Origin of the sequence: Aestuariivirga sp., from assembly GCF_020252395.1 — a bacterium.
Classification (GTDB): Bacteria; Pseudomonadota; Alphaproteobacteria; order Rhizobiales; family Aestuariivirgaceae; genus Aestuariivirga.
On the sequence record NZ_JADCDB010000010.1, the window covers coordinates 12,463 to 26,084 of the forward strand.

The window sequence follows — 13,622 nt, forward strand, 5'->3', positions numbered from 1 at the left end:
GATTCGAAACGGGGAGCCTGATATGCGGCGGATCGTGCTTTGCCTTTTCCTGATGCTGGGGATTGCGGCGCCGGCACGCGCGGCGCCTTCCTGCGGCAAGACGGGGGCGGGCTTCGAGGCCTGGAAGGCGTCCTATGCGGCGGAGGCCCGCGCCCAGGGCATTGGCCCCGAGGGCCTCGCGGCGCTGGCGGGCACGAGCTATGCCACGGCCACCATCAAGGCCGACCGCGGCATGCATTCCTTCAAGCTCGATCTCGATGCCTTCATGGAGAAGCGCGGGGCCGCCACCATCATCGCCCAGGGCAAGAAGAAGAAGGCGCAGCACGCCGCCCTCTTCAAGAAGATCGAGAAGACATATGGCGTGCCGGCAGGCCCGATCATCGCCATCTGGGGCATGGAGACGGCCTTCGGCGCCTACATGGGCCGGCAGAACACCATCTCGGCCGTTGCAACACTCGCCTATGACTGCCGGAGGCCGGATTATTTCCGCGAGCAGCTGATCGCCGCCTTGCAGCTCATCGACAATGGCACGCTGTCGGCCTCCTCCACCGGCGCCATGCATGGCGAGGTGGGGCAGACGCAGTTTCTGCCCAGGAACGTGCTGCTCTATGGCTCCTCGCTCGATGGCCCCGGCATGGACCTCAACGGCAAGGCCGATGCGCTGGCCTCCACCGCCAATTTCCTGCGCGGCCATGGCTGGCAGCCGGGCCTCGGCTACCGCCCGGGCGAGCCCAATTTCGTGGCGCTGCAGGGCTGGAACGCAGCAAGCGTCTACCAGCAGGCGCTCGCCATCATGGGCAACGAGATCGACGGCAACTGATGTTCAAGAACGAACAGAAGCATCCCTTCTACAAGCCGCTCTGGGTGCGCGTGGCGATGGTGATTTCCATCTTGTTCTGGCTCGGCTTCGAGATGTGGCAGGCGGCGGCCGGCCGCGGCTCCGGCCTGTGGCTGGCGCTGGCCGCGGGCATGCTCGGATATGCGGTCTATACCTTCTTCATCACATGGCCCAAGGACGGGCCCAAGGACGCGCCGGGGGATGACGGGCCCCCAAGTGCCTGATAGCGTGCCGCGCCTCGCCAGGGCCGGGCTGCGCTTTTGATTTCACGGAGTTCGTCATGACATCGAAAACCAACCTCACCATCAATCCGCAGCGCCTGTGGGACTCGCTCATGGGCACCGCCAAGTTCGGCGGTACGCCCAAGGGCGGCATCAAGCGTCTCACGGTTTCGGACGAAGACAGACAAGTGCGCGACTGGTTCAAGGCCGAGTGCGAGACGCTGGGCTGCACGGTGGAGGTGGACGAGGTCGGCAACATGTTCGCCACGCGTCCCGGCAAGCGCAAGGACATTGCTCCCATCGCCATGGGCTCGCACTTGGACACGCAGCCGACGGGCGGCAAGTTCGACGGCGTGCTTGGCGTGCTGGGCGCGCTGGAGGCCATGCGTACCCTGGCCGACATGGGTTACGAGACCAATGCCCCCATCATGATCGTCAACTGGACCAACGAGGAAGGCTCGCGCTTCGCGCCCGCCATGCTGTGCTCCGGCGTCTATGCGGGCGTGTTCACCACCGGCTTCGCTTATAGCCGCGAGGACCGGCAGGGCATCAAGCTGGGCGATGAGCTGGAGCGCATCGGCTACAAAGGCAAGCACAAGGCGGGCGACATCAAGTTCCAGGCCATGTTCGAATTGCACATCGAGCAGGGGCCGGTCCTCGAAGCCGAGAACAAGATGATCGGCGTCGTCACGGGCGTGCAGGGCATGCGCTGGTATGAGGTGACGGTGCGGGGGCAGGAGTCGCACACGGGCGCCACGCCGATGGGCCTGCGCAAGAATGCGCTGCTGGGCGCCTCGCGCATGATCGAGGCGATCCACCAGGTGGGCATGAACCACCTGCCGGGCGTTGCCTCCGTGGGCCTCATCGAGAACCGGCCCAACAGCCGCAACGTGGTGCCGGGCGAAGTCTTCTTCACCGTCGACCTGCGTCATCCGGACGAGAAGGTGCTGGACAAGATGGAGGCTGAGTATCAAGCGGCACTGCCGAAGATCGCCGCCGGGCTCGGCCTCGATCTTGAGGAAAAGCGCATCTGGATCTCGCCGGCGGTGAAGTTCGCCCCGAACCTCATCGAGTGCGTGCGCGAGGGCGCGAAGCAGGCCGGCCTCACCATGCGCGAAATGGCCTCGGGCGCTGGCCATGACGCGGCCTATATCGCGCGCGTGGCGCCCACCACCATGATCTTCGTGCCCTGCCTCGGCGGTATCTCGCACAATGAGGCGGAGTCGACGACGCTCGAGGAATGCGGCGCCGGTTCGCAGGTGCTGCTCAACGCGGTTCTCGCATACGACGGCAAGCTGGCGTGAGGAACGACATTGCGGCGCGGGCGCGCGAGGTTGCGCTCACGCTCACCTCATGGCCCTCCGTCACCGGTTCCGCCGGTGAAGCGGCCTATGCGGAGAAGCTGGCGCGCTTTCTCGGTCATTTCGACACGGTGTGGACAGCGCCCATCCCCAACGATGCGCGCAGCAATGTCTTCGCGCTGAAGCGTGGGCGCGGCCGCAAGACCATTGTGCTCACCGGTCACTTCGACGTGGTGCCGGCCGATGATTATGGCGCGCTGGAGCCCCTGGCCTTCAACGCCGGGCGCCTGCTGCCGGAGATCGTGGCGCGCCTGCGCAAGACGGGCGAGAACCCGCTGGCGCTGGCCGATTTCGAGAGTGGCGAGTTCCTGCCCGGCCGCGGGCTTCTGGACATGAAGGCGGGCCTTGCCGCCGGCATTGCCGCGATGGAGGCCTATTCGGGCGATGCCAGCCTGTTGTTCCTCGGCGTCGCGGACGAGGAGGAGCGTTCGGCGGGGGCGCGCGCCGCCGCTCCGCTCCTGCCGCGGGTTGCGAAGGATCATGACCTCGATATTGCGCTGGTCATCAACCTCGATGCGATCTCGGATCAGGGTGATGGCGCGGTGGGCCGCAGCGTGGCGCTGGGCTCGGTCGGCAAGCAGCTCATCACCGCCTTCGTCACCGGCAAGGAGGCGCATGCCTGCTATCCGCAGGATGGCGCGAATGCCGCCTATCTCGCGGCGGAGCTGCTGACTGAATTCGAGCTGGCGCCCGAGCTGGCCGAACAGAGCGGTTCCGAGATTGCCGCACCGCCCACGGCACTCCATGCCAAGGACCTGAAGTCGGGATACAACGTCACCACGCCCGCACAGAGCTGGCTCTACTGGAACACGCTGCAGCACCGGCGCCCGGCGGATGAGGTGTTCGGCATCTCGCTGATGCTGGCCCGCCGCGCCATGGCGCGTGCTGCCGGCAAGCTCTCCCGCGACATTCCGGTGATGAGCTATGCCGAGCTCAGCAGCCGCGTGCCGCATCACGATGTGAAGCACATCGCCGCCGAGGTGGCGGCACATGAAGGCCTCGACCTTCCGGAACGCGCCAAGCTGGTGACCGCGGCCGTGTGGCAGGCCTCGGGGCTGACGGGCCCCGCGGTGGTGATGGGCTTCGGCTCCATTCCCTATCCGGCGGTATCGCTGTCGGATGCGGTATTGGAGGATGTGATCGTGACGGCCTGTGCCGCGCACGAGGTGGGGAGCCTGCGCTATTTTCCCGGCATTTCGGACATGAGCTTCTTAGGCGAGGCCTCGGGCGACCTTTCCGCTTGTGCCGCCAACACGCCGATCTGGGGCACGGGCTTCACCATGCCCGGGTCTGCGGGTTATCCCTGCATCAATATCGGGCCCTGGGGGCGGGATTACCATCACTGGCTCGAGCGGCTCAATGCCCCCTATGCCTTCGAGACGCTTCCCCGTGTGCTGCTGGCCGTGATTGAAGCGGTGGCCAAAGGCCGCTAAACACCACTCATTCCAAAGGAGAAAGAGACAATGTCACTGAAGCGTATCGGACCCGGCAAGCGCATGAGCTCCGCCGTCATCCACGGCAACAAGGTCTATCTCGCCGGCTTCACGCCGGACGCGGCGCTTGGCAAGTCGGTGGCCGAGCAGACCAAGGACGTGCTTACCCAGATCGATGCGACCCTCAAGGAAGCTGGCGCCGACAAGACCAAGATCATCAAGGCCAATATCTGGCTCACCAACATCGCCACCTTCGCCGAAATGAATTCGGTGTGGGACGCCTGGGTGGTCCCCGGCCAGACCCCGGCCCGCGCCACGGTCGAAGCCAAGCTCGCCGCCCCCGGCATCGACGTCGAGATCATGGTCGAGGCGGCGCTGGACTAACTATCGAGAATCTTCCCACCCGTACCAAACATAGGCCCCCTTCAGATAAAGCGGCCGGAAGGCGGGCAGGGGAAAGCGTGACAGGCGGCGCGTGAGCACGGGCGACAGCTCGTCCCGCGCCGTCTTCTTTGTGAGCAGGCGCGCCACCGCGCGGCCGCTCCATGAGCCCATGGCCACGCCGTTGCCGTGATAGGCGATGGCGGTCCATACGGTCTTCTTCTCGTCGAGTGCACCGACATAGGGCACGAGGTCATGGCTCAAGCAGACGAAGCCACGCCAGTAATGCGTGATCTCCACCTCAGCCCAGGCCGGGAAAAGTTCTGCGAAAGCCTTGAGGAGCACGGGTCGATATGCATCGCCGCCGCTGTCAGAGGCATCGGTGCCGCCGCGGCCGCCGAACAGGAAGCGGCCATTGGGCAGCAGGCGGAAGTAATGCAGCAGCCTGCGCGAGTCATAGGACGGGACGTCCGACGTCCAGCCTTGGGCGCGGCGCTCCTCATCGGTCAGCGGGCGGGTGACGATGACGCTGGAGAGCGCGGGCATGATGCGGCCCGCATGGCGCTTCGAGACATCCTCCGGCGTATAGCCATTGGTGGCGACGATGACCTGCTTCGCTTTCAGCAGGCCCTCGCGCGTGTGCAGGCGGTGGCCGTCAGCGAGTTCCTCCCAGCGGATGAGCTGCGAGCGGCCATGGATTTTCGCACCCGCCGTCGCCGCGGTGCGGGCGAGGCCGCGCACGTAGTTGAGCGGATGCACGCCGAAGCCCACCTTGCCCTTGAGGCCCGCGAAGAAACCAGGGCCATCAAGGCCCTGGCGCTTGAGGTCCTCTTTCGACAGGAATTCCGTCTCGTCGCCGAAGGTCTGCTTCAGGTAGGCCTGCTCGTCGCGCAGCTCCTGGACGCGGCTCGGCAGGTGGGCGAGCGTTACCTCGCCATCCGCCGTCGCCCAGGCATCGATGCCGTAATGCTGGAGGTTGTCGCGCACCAGCGCCACGGACTGCCGCATCGTGTCATAGAACTGCTGCGCGGCCTCGAGCCCGTAGCGGCGGATCATGGTGGGGTAGGACAGCTTGTGCGAGCCCACGCAGGCAAAACCGCCATTGCGGCCCGACGCGCCCCAGCCGACCTGGCCCGCCTCCAGCACGCGGACGTCCACGCCCTGCTGGGCCAGTTCGAGGGCTGCCGAAAGCCCGGTGAAGCCCGCGCCGATGACGGCCACCTCGCAGGTCTCGTCGCCCTTCAGGCGCGGGGTGCCGATGTCCAGCGGATCGGCGGAGGCCTCCCAGTAGCTGTCAACGGCGCGGTCGAATTTGAAGGCATGCGGATGGGTTGTGGAAGCCATGGTGAAGCCTTGCTAGCATTGAGCGGACACAAGATCAAAAGGGCGGGACCATGAAGGCACTGGTGCTGGGGGCGGGGATCGTAGGCGTCACCACGGCCTATGAGTTGAACCGCGATGGCCACGAGGTGACGGTGATCGACCGGGAGCCGGAGCCCGCCAATTTCACCTCCTTCTCCAATGCCGGCCTGTTTGCACCGGGCCATGCTTACGCTTGGTCATCGCCCGCCGCACCGAAGATCCTGCTGCGCTCCCTCTGGCGGGGCGACCAGGCGCTGCGCTTCAAGTTCTCGACCGACCCGCGCTTCTGGAAATGGATGTGGCGCTTCTGGGGAGAATGCACGGCCGAGCGTGCCGCGCTCAACACGACTCGCAAGGTGAAGCTTTGCAATTACTCGCTCGATGTCTTCCACGACACCGTGAAGCGGACGGGCGTGGAGTATGACGGGCGAACCGGAGGCCTCATTTATCTCTACCGCTCGGAAGCGGCCTTGAAGGCGGCCTCGGCCAAGTCGCGTATTCTCTCCGACAATGGCTGCCGCATCAAGACGCTGGACCGCGATGGCGTGGCGGCGCGCGACCCGGCGCTGGCCCCGGTGAAGGACAAGTTCGCCGGCGCCCTCTATGCGCCGGGCGACGAGAGCGGCGATTGCCGCAAGTTCTCCCAGAATATGGCGGCCTGGCTGAAGGGGCAGGGCGTCACCTTCAAATACAACACCACCATCACCGGCTTCGACAAGCAGGGTGACCGCATCGCCGCCGTCATGACCGACAAGGGGCGGGAGACGGCGGACGTGATGGTGCTCTGCCTCGGCGTCTATTCACCCCATCTGGCACGCGAGCTGGGGCATGACCTCGCTGTCTATCCGGTGAAGGGCTATGCCATCACTGCCCCCATGGCCGGGCGCAACAACCCGCCCACCATCGGCGGCGTGGATGAGGAGACGCTCGTCGCCTACGCGCCCCTGGGCGACCGGGTGCGGGTGACGGCGACGGCGGAATTCTCGGGCTATGGCCGGACCCACAGGCCGCAGGATTTCGACACGATGCTCGCCACCATGAAGACGCTGTTCCCCGACGGCGCGGACTGGAGCAAGGCTAGCTTCTGGGCCGGCCTCAGGCCCATGACGCCCGAGGGCACGCCCATCCTCGGCCCCTCGCGCATGAAGAACCTGTGGTTCAACACCGGCCAGGGCCACATGGGCTGGACCATGAGCCATGGCGCCGCCCGCATCACGGCCGACCTGGTGGCCGGAAAGCGCCCCGCCATCGCCTTGGACGGCATGACTGCCGTTGCGTAAGCTTGAACACATTCTCGCCCCTTTTCGGCCTATGGTGCCCCGCCAACGAAAACAGTCAGGGCGTGTAGGGGAATGAAGCAAATGCGATGGGCCGCGGTTGCGGCATTTGCCATTCTCTCAGGCGCCTGCGCCTCCCAGGCGGAGGCCGCCGCTCAGACCGGCAAGGCGTCCTACTACAAGTCCGGCCATCGCACCGCCAGCGGCGAGCGCTTCAATGCCGCCGACTACACTGCCGCCCACCGCACGCTGCCCTTCGGCACCCGGGTGCTGGTCACCAACCTCAAGACCGGCCAGTCGGTCATCGTCCGCGTTAATGACCGCGGGCCTTTCATCAAGAACCGCATCATCGATGTCAGCTACAGCGCCGCCAAGTTGCTGGGAATGATCGGTGCGGGTGTGGCCACGGTGAAGATCGTGCCGCTGCAGAAGATCGCGGAGACGCCGGCAGCCGCCCCGGCGGCAATGACGGCGCCCGCAGCACCCGCCGAAGCGGTTGTGGAGAATGCCGGGCAGGTCTTTTCGCTGCGCTGATGCGCCGGTGAATTGCGATTTCCTATCCTTCATCCTGCGATAATCTATGTCTGAGACGCCTGAGGCGCTGGCATGGTCCAGCGCTGCGTTTCGCGGGGAGGTGACGGAATGGACAATAGCTCGAACCCAACCGGCGGCGCCAGGCTGCGCGACCCGCGCTATGACATCCTGTTCGAGCCGGTCAGGATCGGACCCGTCACCGCCAAGAACCGCTTCTACCAGGTGCCGCATTGCAATGGCGGCGGCTACCGCGACCCGTCTGCCGCCGCCGAGATGCGGCGGGTGAAGTCGGAGGGCGGCTGGGGCGTCATCTTCACCGAGCAGGTGGAGATTCACCATAGCTCCGAGATCACCCCCTTCATCGAACTCCGCATCTGGGACGAAGACGACATGCCGGGGCTGGCCAAGATGGCCGATGCCATTCATTCCAACGGCGCGCTGGCGGGGATCGAGCTGGCTTACTCCGGCGCCAATGGCCCGAACCTTTATACGCGCGAGGTGCCGCTGGCACCGTCCCACACGCCGATCCTCACCTTCACGTCGGACCCCGTCCAGGCGCGCGCCATGGACAGGCAAGATATCCGCAATCTCCGCCACTGGCACAAGCTGGCCTACAGGCGGGCGAAGCGTGCGGGCTATGACATCCTCTGCCTCTATGGCGCGCATGGCTTTGGCGTGATCCAGCATTTCCTGTCGCCGCGCACCAACCAGCGGACCGATGAATATGGCGGTTCGCTGGAGAACCGCTCGCGCCTGCTGAAGGAACTGATTTCGGACGCGCGCGACGAGGTGGGCGGCGCCTGCGCCATCGCGGTGCGGCTGTCGCTCGACGAGCTCGCCGGCGAGCAGGGCTTTTCCAATGCGCAGCTGCGCGACATGGTGGCGATGCATGCGGAGCTCCCCGACCTGTGGGACTTCGCCCATGGCACCTGGGAAGCCTGTTCCGGCACTTCGCGCTTCAAGCCGGAAGGCGCGCAGGAGGATCTGATCCGGGGCTTAAAACAGCTGACGCCGAGGCCCGTCGTCGGTGTCGGCCGCTTCACATCGGCCGACATGATGGTGCGGCAGGTAAAGCAGGGCCTGATGGATTTCATCGGCGCGGCGCGGCCCTCGATCGCGGACCCGTTCCTGCCGAAGAAGATCGACGAAGGCCGGATCGAGGACATCCGCGAATGCATCGGCTGCAATATCTGCGTGACGGGGGACATGACCATGTCGCTCTCCCGCTGCACGCAGAACTCCTCCTTCATGGAGGAATGGCGCAAGGGCTGGCATCCGGAGCGGATCAAGACAAAGCAGTCGGACGCCAAGGTGCTGGTGGTGGGCGCGGGGCCCGCGGGCCTTTCCGCCGCGCACAAGGTGGGCCTGCGTGGCTATGAGGTGGCGCTGGCGGAAGCGACGGTCGAACTGGGTGGCCGCGTCACGCGCGAGAGCAAGCTCCCCGGCCTCAGCGCCTGGGCCCGCGTGCGCGACTACCGCCATGGCCAGATCGCGAAGATGACCAACGTGAACATCTATCGCTACTCCGCGCTGACGGCGGACGATGTGCTGGGCTTCGGCTTCCAACATGTCGCCATCGCCACCGGCGCGCGCTGGCGGCGCGACGGTATCGCGCGTTACAACCTGCTGCCCATCGCCATCGCGGAGTTCATGCCGGTGTTCACGCCGGATGACCTGATGGCAGGCTCGCTGCCCGCGGGCGAGGTGGTGGTCTATGACGACGACCACTATTATATGGGCAGCGTGCTGGCGGAGCTTCTGGTGCAGAAGGGCTGCAAGGTGACTTTCGTGACGCCAGCCTCACGCGTGGCGGAGTGGAGCTTCAACACGCTGGAGCAGGGCGCCATCCAGGCGCGCCTGCTGGAGATCGGCGTGAACGTGTGGGTAACGCGCGGCCTGTCGTCAGTCGAGGGCGACGGGGTGATGGTGGCCTGTACCTATACAGGAAAGTCCGAACGCATCGGCTGCGATGCGGTGGTGATGGTCACGGCGCGGCTCCCCGAAGATGGGCTGTTCCTGGCGCTCAAGGCGCGCGAAGCGGAATGGGCCGACAACGGCATCGCCTCGCTGAAGCTGATCGGTGATGCCAATGCGCCCGCCGCCATTGCCTGGGCCACCTATGCAGGCCACCGCTATGCCGAGGAGCTGGAGGCCGCACCCATCGGTGACGCGCTGCCGTTCCGCCGCGAAGTTGCCCGATTGAAGGATTGAATGACATGACGAAGCTCACCGCCGCCATCACCCAGATGGCCTCCGGGAACGACTGGGCGAAGAACTGCGACAAGGCCGAGCGCCTGGTGCGCGAGGCCGCCGCCAAGGGCGCCGGGCTCATCCTGCTGCAGGAGCTGTTCGACGGCGATTATTTCTGCATCGAGCAGCACGCGCATTTCCTGAAACAGGCGCATGAGATCGACCGCCACCCGACGGTGAAGCGCTTCGCCGCGCTGGCGAAGGAGCTGGGCGTGGTGCTGCCCGTCAGCGTCTTCGAGCGCGCCGGCAATGCGCATTACAACACGACAGTCATCGTCGATGCCGATGGGCGCGAGCTTGGCATCTACCGCAAGAGCCACATCCCCGATGGCCGCGGCTATCAGGAGAAATTCTATTTCTCGCCCGGCGATACCGGTTTCAGGGTGTGGGACACGGCAGCGGGCAGGATTGGGCTCGGCATCTGCTGGGACCAGTGGTTCCCCGAAGCAGCGCGCGCCATGGCGCTGATGGGGGCGGACATCCTGCTCTATCCCACCGCCATCGGCTCCGAGCCGCCGAACCCGGATTATGATTCCTCCACCCACTGGCAGAATGTGATGCGCGGCCACGCGGCCGCCAACATCATGCCGCTGCTCGCCTCGAACCGGGTGGGCCGCGAGACCGCCCCCGATGGCCGCTTCGACATCTTCTATGGCCGCTCCTTCATCGCCGACCATCAGGGCGAGAAGCTCGAAGAGATGGACCGCACGGAAGAGGGCGTGCGCGTAGCGAGCTTCGACCTCGCGGAGATCGGCGAGCTGCGCCGCTCCTGGGGCGTGTTCCGCGACCGGCGGCCCGAGCTCTATGGCGCGCTCATGACGCTCGATGGCAAGACGAAGAGCGCGGCGACTTAATTCCGCGGCCATCGCCCCATAATCCGCCATCCCGGCGAAAGCCTAGATGACGCTAGGGAATTTCATACAATATCTCGTTCCGCCGCAGGAACCCGGGCGTGAAGGGATCGTTATAATAGGCAAAGGTGGGCGCGCCCACCGGCGTGATCGCGCGCGTCTTCATCCACGCCAGTAACTGGGCGTTTTTCCCGGTGAATAGCGTGTCTGACCACCAGCCGCTGAAGCGGATGGCCACGCGGCGGGCGGGCGGCACCACCACAAGCTTCACGTCCGAGGCCGCGGGCTTCGGCAGGCTGGCGAGGGTGTAGCCTGACGGCATGATGAAGCGTATAGTCCACGCATTGCCCGCCTCGCTCTGGGTTACGGGCGCGGTCATGGCAATTTTTCCGCCGCCGCGGTCGGAGGCGAAGATATAGCGCGCCAGCGGACCAAAGCCTGCCCGCACCGCTTGGTCGCGGGTCCCGGAGCGGGTGACTTCGGCAACGGTCAGCGCCGGGTAGTCGCGGATTTCTATCGGGCCGTCGGCCTCGATCACCGCGTATCGCGCGATCTCCACGTTGCGGGTCTGGACATACCAGAAGCCGGCGAGGCCGATGACGGCGGCGACCAGCGCTAGGGCGAGGATGATGAACATGCGGTAGGCCTTGCGGGGGAGGGTCATGCCGTGAGAACGTAAATGAGTTGGTGATGGATGTCTTGCACATCGCATTACCCTTTCTCCCTCTCCCCCGCGCGCGTGGCGGAGTGTGGAAAGATTCACCGGCATCGCGGGAAACTGATAGAGCGGTTGTGGACAGCAAGCCGCAGTCGAGTCTAGCATTGGAAAAAAACGCTCACCGCATGGGAGGAAACATGGCGGGCAAGAATAGTTTTCCCAAGCTTCACAATGCGATGTGGCCTGGGCTCGTGGGCAAGGGGCCCGATTCGGAGCCGCCTATCGATCTTGACACCATGATCGCCCTGACTGCCAAAGCGGATGTCGATGGCGTGAAGTTCGACGGCATCGACATCTTCCATGCTGCGCCGCACACCAACATTGATTTTACCGATGACGAGGCGAAGCAGCTGGCTGACAAGGCCCTCCGCCACGGGCTGGCCATCGGCTCCATCGTGGCGCCGGTCTGGCCGCCGGTGGGTGGCGGCTCGGCCATGGGCTCGGCCGAAGACCGCAAGAAGTTCGTGGCCAATGTGCGCAAATCCTGCGAGCTGGGCAGAAGGCTGCGCGAACTGGGCGTGCGCAACTATGGCGTGATCCGCATCGATTCGGCGTCAAGCCCGGCCGATTGGGCCAAGGACCCCGCCGGCAACACCAAGCTCATCGCCCAGACCTGGCGCGAGGCCTGCGACGTGGCGAAGGATTATGGCGAGCGGCTGGCCGCCGAGGGCGAAATCTGCTGGGGCGGCATGCACAGCTGGAAGGCGGTGCTCGACACCATGGAGCAGACGGACCGCCCCGGCATCATCGGCTTCCAGGCCGATATGGCGCATACGCTGCTCTACACCATGGGCTACAACGCGCCGGAAGCCGCGCTGCTGCCCGAAGGCTTCGACTGGAAGGACCAGGCGGCGCTCGACGCCGCCCTCGTCCGGATGACGGATATTCTGAGGCCGTGGACCATCGATTTCCACGTCGCCCAGAACGACGGCACGGTGAAGGGCATGGGCTATCACGACAAGACCGGCCGCCACTGCATGGTGACGGACCCCAACGGGCGGCTCGACATCACCAAGCATGCCGGGCTGTGGCTGCGCAACACGGACGGCTCGCTCACCAAGGCCATGAAGCACATCTGCTGGGATGGCTGCATGTTCCCCAACGAGGTGATGATGAAGCAGCAGACCTGGAACGACATCCTCGGCGTGATGATCAAGGTGCGCGACGCGCACGGCTGGGAGGGCTGATCCGATGGCGAAGAAGACGCTCAACATCGGCATGGTGGGCTATGGTTTCATGGGCCGCACCCATTCCAACGCCTTCGCGCAAGCGCCGCATTTTTTCGATCTCGGCTACACGCCGGTGCTGAAGACGATTTGCGCCCGCAACGCCGATAGAGCCAAGGCCTTCGCGGAGCAATGGGGCTATGAGTCGTCCGTCACCGACTGGCGCAAGCTCATCGACGACAAATCGATCGGCCTGATCGACATCGCCAGCCCCAATGATACGCATATGGAGATCGCCATCGCGGCGGCACAGGCCGGCAAGATGGTGATGTGCGAAAAGCCGCTCGGCCGCTCGGCCGCCGAAAGCGCCAAGATGGTGGAGGCCGTGGAGCGCGCGGGCGTTGCCAACATGGTGTGGTACAACTACCGCCGCGTGCCCGCCGTGACGCTGGCCAAGCAGCTGATCGACGAAGGCCGCCTGGGCAAGATCTTCCATTACCGTGCGAAGTTCCTGCAGGACTGGACGATCTCGAAGGACCTGCCGCAGGGCGGCCAGGGCCTGTGGCGGCTCGATGTGGGGGTCGCGGGTTCGGGGGTCACCGGCGATCTCCTCGCCCATTGCATCGACACGGCCATGTGGCTCAACGGCGGCATCTCCTCGGTCACCGGCATGACCGAGACCTTCATCAAGGAGCGCCACCACAACATCACCGGCAAGACGGAGAAGGTGGAGATCGACGACGCGAGCCTGTTCCTCGCCCGCTTCGACAACGGCTCGCTCGCCAGCTTCGAGGCCACCCGCTATGCCCGCGGCCACAAGGCGCTTTACACGCTGGAGATCAACGGCGAGCACGCCTCGATCTTCTGGGACCTGCATGATTTGCACCGGCTCCAGTATTTCGACCACCGCGACGAGGGCCGCACCCGCGGCTGGCGCTCGGTGCACATCACTGATGGCGACCACCCCTATATGAACAAGTGGTGGGTGCCCGGCCTGCAGATCGGCTACGAGCACACCTTTATCCACCAGGCAGCGGATTTCATCGAAGGGCTTACCTCCGGAAAACCCGCCGCACCGACCTTCCGCGATGCCCTCGCCACCGATCTGGTGACCGATGCGGTGCTCAAGTCGGCCAGGACCGGGCAGTGGGAAAGCGCCAAGGGCTGACGCCTCAGCTTGCACCGAGTTTAGGCAGTAACTGCAAGCGCGACAGCTTTTGCAAGCTCTGA

Annotated in this window: 12 protein-coding genes and 1 pseudogene; 11 read left to right on the forward strand and 2 right to left on the reverse strand. The window is 65.3% G+C overall.

All coding sequences use genetic code 11. The features are described 5' to 3' along the window. The first annotated feature begins 22 nt into the window (after positions 1-22). From IOC82_RS06880 to IOC82_RS06900, 5 genes are read left to right on the forward strand one after another with little or no spacing between them, the layout of a single operon-like run. A complete protein-coding gene (locus IOC82_RS06880) occupies positions 23-820 on the forward strand; it encodes a lytic transglycosylase domain-containing protein (RefSeq protein WP_290545444.1) in 798 nt (265 codons plus the stop codon). Then, the gene (locus tag IOC82_RS06885) at positions 820-1,062 is read left to right on the forward strand and encodes a hypothetical protein (RefSeq protein ID WP_290545445.1); all 243 of its coding nucleotides are present in this window, start codon (positions 820-822) and stop codon (positions 1,060-1,062) included. Before IOC82_RS06880 ends, IOC82_RS06885 begins: the two co-directional genes overlap by 1 nt. A 56-nt stretch (positions 1,063-1,118) precedes the next feature. Next, positions 1,119-2,363: a M20 family metallo-hydrolase gene (locus IOC82_RS06890; protein WP_290545446.1), complete on the forward strand. Its 1,245-nt coding sequence runs from the start codon at positions 1,119-1,121 to the stop codon at positions 2,361-2,363. Then, on the forward strand, positions 2,360-3,853 hold the full coding sequence (locus IOC82_RS06895) for a M20/M25/M40 family metallo-hydrolase (protein ID WP_290545447.1): 1,494 nt from the start codon (positions 2,360-2,362) through the stop codon (positions 3,851-3,853). The genes IOC82_RS06890 and IOC82_RS06895 overlap by 4 nt, the downstream gene beginning before the upstream one ends. A 30-nt stretch (positions 3,854-3,883) precedes the next feature. Next, entirely contained in the window at positions 3,884-4,237 is a 354-nt protein-coding gene (locus IOC82_RS06900) for a RidA family protein (protein ID WP_290545448.1), read from the forward strand. Here IOC82_RS06900 and IOC82_RS06905 read toward each other — a convergent pair whose 3' ends face one another. After that, positions 4,238-5,578 carry an FAD-binding oxidoreductase gene (locus tag IOC82_RS06905; protein WP_290545449.1) on the reverse strand — a complete coding sequence of 447 codons (1,341 nt, stop codon included), beginning with the start codon at positions 5,576-5,578 and terminating at the stop codon, positions 4,238-4,240. Positions 5,579-5,628: 50 nt separating this feature from the next. Here IOC82_RS06905 and IOC82_RS06910 point away from each other — a divergent pair, with 50 nt between their 5' ends. From IOC82_RS06910 to aguB, 4 genes and pseudogenes are all read left to right on the forward strand, one after another. Then, positions 5,629-6,876 (forward strand): D-amino acid dehydrogenase, encoded by a 1,248-nt coding sequence (locus tag IOC82_RS06910; RefSeq protein WP_290545450.1) that lies wholly within the window; start codon positions 5,629-5,631, stop codon positions 6,874-6,876. A 72-nt stretch (positions 6,877-6,948) separates the two neighbouring features. Continuing rightward, positions 6,949-7,293, forward strand: a pseudogene (locus tag IOC82_RS06915) (septal ring lytic transglycosylase RlpA family protein); the annotation flags it as partial. Between the two features lie 222 nt (positions 7,294-7,515). After that, positions 7,516-9,618: an FAD-dependent oxidoreductase gene (locus IOC82_RS06920; protein ID WP_290545451.1), complete on the forward strand. Its 2,103-nt coding sequence runs from the start codon at positions 7,516-7,518 to the stop codon at positions 9,616-9,618. A 5-nt stretch (positions 9,619-9,623) separates the two neighbouring features. Next, positions 9,624-10,511, forward strand: a complete 888-nt coding sequence (gene aguB / locus IOC82_RS06925) for an N-carbamoylputrescine amidase (RefSeq protein WP_290545452.1) — start codon at positions 9,624-9,626, stop codon at positions 10,509-10,511. 52 nt (positions 10,512-10,563) lie between these two features. Here aguB and IOC82_RS06930 read toward each other — a convergent pair whose 3' ends face one another. After that, positions 10,564-11,172, reverse strand: a complete 609-nt coding sequence (locus tag IOC82_RS06930; protein WP_290545453.1) for a heme-binding protein — start codon at positions 11,170-11,172, stop codon at positions 10,564-10,566. 191 nt (positions 11,173-11,363) lie between these two features. Between IOC82_RS06930 and IOC82_RS06935 the strand changes: the two genes are divergently transcribed. Then, a complete protein-coding gene (locus IOC82_RS06935) occupies positions 11,364-12,413 on the forward strand; it encodes a TIM barrel protein (protein ID WP_290545454.1) in 1,050 nt (349 codons plus the stop codon). Positions 12,414-12,417: 4 nt separating this feature from the next. Beyond that, on the forward strand, positions 12,418-13,560 hold the full coding sequence (locus IOC82_RS06940) for a Gfo/Idh/MocA family oxidoreductase (RefSeq protein WP_290545455.1): 1,143 nt from the start codon (positions 12,418-12,420) through the stop codon (positions 13,558-13,560). The last annotated feature ends 62 nt before the right edge of the window (positions 13,561-13,622 follow it).

Coding starts and splice junctions, on each gene's coding strand:
- IOC82_RS06880 (WP_290545444.1), top strand. CDS start 23: ATGCGGCGGATCGTGCTTTGCCTTTTCCTGATGCTGGGGATTGCGGCG.
- IOC82_RS06885 (WP_290545445.1), top strand. CDS start 820: ATGTTCAAGAACGAACAGAAGCATCCCTTCTACAAGCCGCTCTGGGTG.
- IOC82_RS06890 (WP_290545446.1), top strand. CDS start 1,119: ATGACATCGAAAACCAACCTCACCATCAATCCGCAGCGCCTGTGGGAC.
- IOC82_RS06900 (WP_290545448.1), top strand. CDS start 3,884: ATGTCACTGAAGCGTATCGGACCCGGCAAGCGCATGAGCTCCGCCGTC.
- IOC82_RS06905 (WP_290545449.1), bottom strand. CDS start 5,578: ATGGCTTCCACAACCCATCCGCATGCCTTCAAATTCGACCGCGCCGTT.
- IOC82_RS06910 (WP_290545450.1), top strand. CDS start 5,629: ATGAAGGCACTGGTGCTGGGGGCGGGGATCGTAGGCGTCACCACGGCC.
- IOC82_RS06920 (WP_290545451.1), top strand. CDS start 7,516: ATGGACAATAGCTCGAACCCAACCGGCGGCGCCAGGCTGCGCGACCCG.
- aguB (WP_290545452.1), top strand. CDS start 9,624: ATGACGAAGCTCACCGCCGCCATCACCCAGATGGCCTCCGGGAACGAC.
- IOC82_RS06930 (WP_290545453.1), bottom strand. CDS start 11,172: ATGACCCTCCCCCGCAAGGCCTACCGCATGTTCATCATCCTCGCCCTA.
- IOC82_RS06935 (WP_290545454.1), top strand. CDS start 11,364: ATGGCGGGCAAGAATAGTTTTCCCAAGCTTCACAATGCGATGTGGCCT.
- IOC82_RS06940 (WP_290545455.1), top strand. CDS start 12,418: ATGGCGAAGAAGACGCTCAACATCGGCATGGTGGGCTATGGTTTCATG.